This window comes from Pseudomonas sp. URIL14HWK12:I6, assembly GCF_000514195.1.
Classification (GTDB): Bacteria; Pseudomonadota; Gammaproteobacteria; order Pseudomonadales; family Pseudomonadaceae; genus Aquipseudomonas; species Aquipseudomonas putida_A.
The window spans coordinates 20828-27490 of the sequence record NZ_KI911360.1 but is presented as its reverse complement, the minus strand read 5'-3'; the positions used below and the strand labels follow the sequence as shown (position 1 = coordinate 27490).

General features: G+C 62.6%; 5 protein-coding genes. 2 read left to right on the top strand and 3 right to left on the bottom strand.

Annotation, left to right across the window (positions count from 1 at the left end; all coding sequences use genetic code 11):
* Positions 1–536: 536 nt before the first annotated feature.
* Complete coding sequence (locus H043_RS0128170; protein WP_027614599.1) at positions 537–1928, bottom strand: FAD-dependent oxidoreductase; 1392 nt, start codon at positions 1926–1928, stop codon at positions 537–539.
* A gap of 71 nt (positions 1929–1999) precedes the next feature.
* The gene (locus tag H043_RS0128165; protein WP_027614598.1) at positions 2000–3325 is read right to left on the bottom strand and encodes an MFS transporter; all 1326 of its coding nucleotides are present in this window, start codon (positions 3323–3325) and stop codon (positions 2000–2002) included.
* A 270-nt stretch (positions 3326–3595) separates the two neighbouring features.
* Here H043_RS0128165 and H043_RS0128160 point away from each other — a divergent pair, with 270 nt between their 5' ends.
* Positions 3596–4468: a LysR family transcriptional regulator gene (locus H043_RS0128160; protein WP_027614597.1), complete on the top strand. Its 873-nt coding sequence runs from the start codon at positions 3596–3598 to the stop codon at positions 4466–4468.
* 96 nt (positions 4469–4564) lie between these two features.
* Here H043_RS0128160 and H043_RS0128155 read toward each other — a convergent pair whose 3' ends face one another.
* Positions 4565–5425 (bottom strand): LysR substrate-binding domain-containing protein, encoded by an 861-nt coding sequence (locus H043_RS0128155; RefSeq protein WP_027614596.1) that lies wholly within the window; start codon positions 5423–5425, stop codon positions 4565–4567.
* A 113-nt stretch (positions 5426–5538) separates the two neighbouring features.
* Here H043_RS0128155 and H043_RS0128150 point away from each other — a divergent pair, with 113 nt between their 5' ends.
* Positions 5539–6648: a 2-aminoethylphosphonate--pyruvate transaminase gene (locus H043_RS0128150; protein ID WP_027614595.1), complete on the top strand. Its 1110-nt coding sequence runs from the start codon at positions 5539–5541 to the stop codon at positions 6646–6648.
* The last annotated feature ends 15 nt before the right edge of the window (positions 6649–6663 follow it).

Here is a 6663-nt window from a genome sequence, read left to right as displayed (position 1 = left end):
CCACAGTTGGATTGGGTGTGGGCTGTTGGAGGTGGGTCGGCTGGGTGATTGCTATCGCTGGCAAGCCAGCTCTCACAGTTGGATTGGGTGCGGGCAGTTGGAGGCTGGTCGGCTCGTAGGCCGCCTTCGCTGGCAGGCCAGCTCCCACAGGGAGCTAAAGCCAAGCGCATGCTTTTCACCACTCAAATGGCCGAGTGTCAGCTCGCCGAAAGCTCTTGATCTTGCCGTGCCGGCCCCATCGGCAGGCTGAGTGAAGGGGTTTATCCGGGGGTGGGAGCGCAGCGACCGTTCGACGAAGTCGAACACATCGAGAGGAGGTGCAGCGAAGCAAACCGGAGGCGATGCCCCCCGGATGAATCCCGTAACGAAGGAACCCGAGCCTAGGCGAGGGCCGTACGCCGGGGCCAAGCCTTTTGCTTACTTTTCGGCGTCTGGAAAAGTGAGTCGCTGTAAGAGCGAAACCATAAGAAGCCGTTACCGCAGAAACGGATATGTACTCGGTAACCCAAAAGAACGCAGCGCTCGCCAGCCCCCAATCACCCCTTGTCAGCCTTCCCCGCCGCCGCCGCAAACTTCGCCAACCGCACATCCAGATGCCGCGGCCGCCGCCCATGATCCTCTGCCCGCTCCTTGCGCCGAATCGCATTACGCACCATCAACGACCCCAGATACCGAATCGGCTCCGGCGGAAAATACCCCAGCGGCCCGTTCACCAACGGCGAACGTGTCCAAGGGTTATCAAGCCCCTGCACCAACGAGGCAAGAATCTGCCCGCCCATGTGACACGGCCCGACGCCACTGCCGGAATAACCAAAGCCATAAAACACATTGCCACTGGCACTCATCTGCCCGAAAAACGGCAACCCGGTGACCGAGCGATCCGACGGCCCGTTCCACGTCGCGTCGATCTTTACATCGGCAAACGCCGGGAAGAAGTTGCCGAGACTGCGTTTGAGCAACCCAGCATATGGCGAAGGCTGATCGAACACCGGCAGCATCCGCCCGCCAAACGCGAAAGTATTCCCCCCCTTACCAAGCATGATCCGGCCGTCCGGCGTGTTGTGGTAGTAGTGCACGAAAATCCGCGAATCGAGCACCGTGACACCGCTGGTCAAACCGATGTCCTGCAGCAGATCCGGGCGCGGCTCGGTGATCAGCATGTCGCTGGAGACAATCGCCACGCTGCGTTCGAACTGCGGGAACGCCCGGGCCATCCACGCGTTCATCGCCAGCACCACGCGGTCTGCAATCACGCTACCGCCAGCGGTGTGAATTCGCGCCGGACGGCCCTCCTCCAGGCCTGTCATCGCGGTGTTCTCGTGGATCTTCACGCCCAGTTGTAACGCCACCCGACGCAGCCCGCGCACCAGTTTGCCCGGCTGCACACTGGCCGCCGCTGGCGAGAACCAGCCTTCCAGATGCTTGCTGGAACCGGCCATGCGCTGCACATCGGCCACCGGGCGTTGGGTAAAGGAGTTGATGCCGTTACGCTCCAGCGCCGCGATCACGGCGTCGGTCGAACCGACCTGCGCCTTGTTGGTGGCGGTGTACAGCGTGCCGTCGAGGCGGTAATCGGCATCGACGCCGTACTGTTCGCAGAACTCGCCAATGGCGTGGATGCTGCGCTCGGATTCCTTGACCAGACGCACTGCCTCCTCGACACCGAACAGGCGCTCGAGGGTGAAATACTTGGCCGACCACGACAACGCACACCCACCGTTGCGCCCACTGGCACCGGCGCCGCAGATGTCGGCTTCGATCAGCAGCACATCGAGTTCCGGGTTCTGCTGCTTGAGCATGATCGCCGTCCACAACCCGGTGTAGCCGCCGCCGACGATGCACACGTCGGTGCGCACTTCGCCTTGCAGCGACGAGCACGTCGCGGATGGATCGGCCTGCAAGGCCTGTTCGAGCCAAAACGGTCGCATAGGATTCTCCAGTCAGATGGCCACGACACAGCCTGCCGCGAGCGCCGCAGCAGGCCGCAGGGCAAGGGTTTTCAGTTACGCAGGGGTTTGATGGTCAGTGGGCAATTGGGAATGGCCGCGCGCGGTTCCATCACCCCGACCGGGCGGCTGTTCCAGTGCGGAATCAGCACCAGCGCCGAGAACAAAGCGCAGCCTGCGAAGACGATGAACACCGTCACCGAATCGAAGTAACCCGGCAGCAATCCGCCGAGCACCGCGCCGACCGAGCCGCAACCGTTGACGAAGCCGGCCGCCGTGGCGCCGGCCTTGGCCTTGCCAAAGTCAATGGCGGCCGCGCCGCTGATCATCGAATCCGGCCCGTACAGGGTCAGGCCCATGACAAACAGCAACGCCACCACCAGCATCACGCTGCCGGTGTGCAACGCGCCCATGAACAGCGCCAACGTTACGGTCAGTGCCAGCAGACTGAGGACGCAGGCCGGCATGCGCCGGGCGCCGAACAGTTTGTCCGAGGCCAGACCGATCATGATCGGCCCGAGCAGACCGGCCAGTTCGAATGAGGTGGGAATGATCGCCGCGCCGACCTTGCCGACACTTGGCATCTGCTCAAAGACGATCACCGGGCCCCACAACAGAATCGCGTAACGCGCCGGTTTCAACATGAAATACGCGAGGCCCAGCACCAGCACCGTGCGGTTGCGCAGGATTTCCTTCAACGGCTCCCAGACGCTGAGCTTGCTGTTGGCTTCGGTTTCCGCGGCACTGAGTTCCGGCTCTGGCTCTACCGCCGGCAGGCCGACATCTTCCGGTTTGTTGCGCTGAAAAATGAAGAACAACAGCGCCACCACCGCGACCACTGCCGCGCTGGAAATGAACGCCGCGTGCCAGGTGCCCATCAGCGTATACGCCCACCAGCCGGCGAACGGCGAGGCCACCAGACCGCCAAACGCATAGCAGGAGCTCCACAATCCGAGCACCCGCCCACGCTGCTGCGCCGGGAAGAAACTCCCAAGGTTTTTACACAATCCCGACCAGCCGGTGGACTGCGCCAGCCCCTGGATCAGCATGCACGTGGCGAAGATCGGCAAGGTCGCGAAACTGCCCATCACCAATGCCGCGCCAGCAGAAATCAGCAGCCCGCCAAGCACCACGACCCTCGGGCCGAAACGGTCGGCAAGCATGCCCCAGGTGAATTGGCCGATGGCGTAGGCCGCCAGATAGATCGCATCGAGGTTGGCCATGGCCATCTTGTCGAGCATGAAGGTCGGGTCTTCGGCGATGCCCAGTTTGGCCACCGAAAACGCTTTGCGGGTGAAGTAGAAAGCGGCGTACGCGAGCCAGGTGACAGCGAAAATCTGCATGCGCCAACGCGCAATGGTGCCGATGTGCTTGTTCATTGTGGTTCTGACCTCAGGGAGTGAGTGTGCCGGCAGAATCGTTAAGTAAACGCCTGTGTTTTTTATTGTTGAGCACTGCGCCAGCGCCCCATCCCTGATGGCGATAGCGGTCAGATGAGTCCTGTTGTTGCACGCACAGGCTCATCGCCGACGCTGCTGTCCGAGCGGACAGTCAGCGCTGGCGTGAGCGGATCAAAGCAATTACTGTTTAATAAATAAAATCGATTTATCGTATTTCACACATAAGCTCAGCTTGTTACTGGAGGCTGCATGTCGGTGTCCCACGCCCAGCTCAAAGCCTTCCACGCCGTGGCCGTCCATGGAAGCTTCACCAAAGCCGCCGAACGGCTTTTTCTCACGCAACCGGCGATTTCCGACCAGGTGCGCAAACTCGAAGAGCGTTTTGGTGTGTTGCTGTTCCATCGCAACAAGCGTTCGGTGCGCCTGACCGATCTCGGTGAGCGGCTGCTGGCGATCACTCAGCGGCTGTTTGTGATCGAGGCTGAAGCCCAGGAACTGCTGCAGGAATCCCAGGCGTTGCAGACTGGCAGCCTGATTCTCGCAGTGGACGCACCGATACACGTGCTGCCGCAAATCGCGCGGTTCTGCGAGCGGTATCCGGGGATCAGCGTGAAGATCGAGACCGGTAACACCGATGAATCGCTGTTTCGCCTGTTCAACTATCAGGCCGATCTGGCGCTGCTCGGGCGTGACGTCAGCGATGAACGTCTGCTGTGCGTGCCGCTGCGTAACGACCCGATGGTGGCGTTCGTTTCGCGCCATCACCCGTGGGCCGAGCGCGAGTCGATCTGTCTGGCCGATCTGGACGACACGCCGCTGGTGCTGCGCGAGCACGGCTCGGTAACCCGCCAGACTCTGGAAGAAGAAATGGCCCGCGCCGGTTTTCGCATTCGTCCGGCGATTCAGGTCGAGGGCCGGGAAGCCGCGCGCGAGGCGGTGGTGGTGGGGATCGGTGTGGGGGTGGTGTCGGCGGCGGAGTTTGGCGCGGATTCGCGGGTGTGTGCGTTGCCGATCACCGATTGCACCCGGCGCTTGACCGAGACACTGGTGTGCTTGCGCGAGCAGAGTTCGCGGCGGGTGGTGGCGACATTTCTCGAGATGGTGCGCGAGAGTCTTGGGTAAACCGGTCTGGTCCCTTCGCGAGCAGGCTCGCTCCCACAGTTGAAATGCATTCCAATGTGGGAGCGAGCCTGCTCGCGAAGGACGCACCACGGTGTATCAGCCTGGCGCCAGACCGAAGAACGCCTGAATCAGGCGTAACTCCCGCCGCCGCTCCATGCAGCCAATCATGTGCCGATTGACCAGCCCGTCGCCGACAATCGGAATCGCCACCACCCGCGGGTCATGGCTGACCTCCACCGAAGACACCACACCCACCCCCAGCTCCGCCGCCACTGCTTCGGTCACCGCCTCACGGCTGTCCAGTTCCAGCAACACTCGCGGAATGACCGCCGCCTGCGCACACGCCTGATCAAAGGTGCGCCGGGTGATCGAACTCGGCTCGCGCAACACCATGATCACCTGATCCAGCTCCTTGAGCTTCACTTCGCCGGCACGCTGCGCCCACGCATGCGCCGCCGGCACCAGCGCACAGATCCGCGATTCGCTCAACGCTTGCAGATGGAGGCCCTTGCGCGGTTCGACCTCGGTCAGCACCGCCACGTCCGCATGCTCGGACAACAGCGCGGCGAGGGTTTCCTGCGCATTGCCCAGACGCAGGTTCACCGTGATTCCGGGATAGCGTGCGCGCAGGCTGGCGAGCATCGGCATGACCATGTGCGGGCCGTCCGCCGCCACTTCCAGACGCCCGGTGAGCAATTGGCGGTTGGCTTCGAGCAGGGTCTGCGCTTCTTCAGCCAGACCGAACATCGCGCGGGTGATCGCCGCCAGTTTGGTGCCCTCCTCGGTCAGTTCCACCCGGCGTGCGGTGCGACGCAACAAGGTGATCTGGTAGTGCTCCTCCAGCGCCTTGATGTGTCCGGTGACCGCCGGCTGACTGATGAACAGGCGCGCGGCGGCGCGGGTGAAGCTGCCTTCCCGGGCCACAGCGTCGAAGGCGCGCAGCTGGAACAGATTCATGGATAACCCTCACTGATGGCTGGCATAACAACAAACAATTTGATTGATAGACCGCCGAATTGCAACGTATGCCCCGTAGCTTCATCCCACAGCGCTATCGCGAGGACACACGAATGAGTACTGCCGCACCCATCCTGCTCACTCCCGGCCCGTTGACCACGTCGGCCCGCACCCGCCAGGCAATGATGATCGACTGGGGGTCATGGGATGACCGCTTCAATCAACTGACCGCCGGCCTCTGCGAGCAATTGCTGGCGATCCTCAATGGCGCCGCCACTCACCACTGCGTGCCTTTGCAAGGCAGCGGCACCTTCGCTGTCGAAGCGGCCATCGGCACGCTGGTGCCGCGTGACGGCAAGGTGCTGGTGCTGATCAATGGTGCCTACGGCAAACGTCTGGCGAAGATCTGCGAAGTGCTCGGCCGCTCGTACAGCACCTTCGAAACCGCCGAAGACGAACCGACCACCGCCGCTGACGTCGACCGCCTGCTGCGCGCCGATGGCGACATCACGCACGTCGCGTTGATCCACTGCGAAACCAGCACCGGCATCCTCAACCCGCTGCCAGAGATTGCCGACGTTGTTGCGCAGCACGGCAAGCGCCTGATCATCGACGCCATGAGCTCGTTTGGCGCGTTGCCGGTGGATGCGCAAAAAGTCCCGTTCGATGCGCTGATCGCCGCCTCGGGCAAGTGCCTGGAAGGCGTGCCGGGAATGGGTTTTGTCTTCGCGCGCAAGGAATCACTGGCAGCAGCGGCCGGCAACTCGCATTCGCTGGCGATGGACCTGTATGACCAGCACACGTATATGCAGAAGACCGGTCAGTGGCGTTTCACCCCGCCGACCCACGTGGTCGCGGCGCTGCATGAAGCGCTGCTGCAATACAACGAAGAAGGTGGCCTGCCCGCTCGCCATGCGCGCTACGCCGCCAACTGTCAGGCGCTGATGGAAGAGATGGGCAAGCTCGGCCTGCGCAGCTTCCTGCCGGCAGCGATCCAGGCCCCGATCATCGCCACCTTCCATGCCCCGCAAGATCCGCGCTACCAGTTCAAGGACTTCTACGAACGGGTCAAGGCCAAGGGTTACATCCTCTACCCCGGCAAACTGACCCAGGTCGAAACCTTCCGCGTCGGCTGCATCGGCCACGTCAACCCGGACGAAATGCGCCAGGCCGTGGCGGCAGTGGGAGAAGTGCTGCGCGAGATGGAAGTCCTCGATATCTGAAACACCACTAATCCC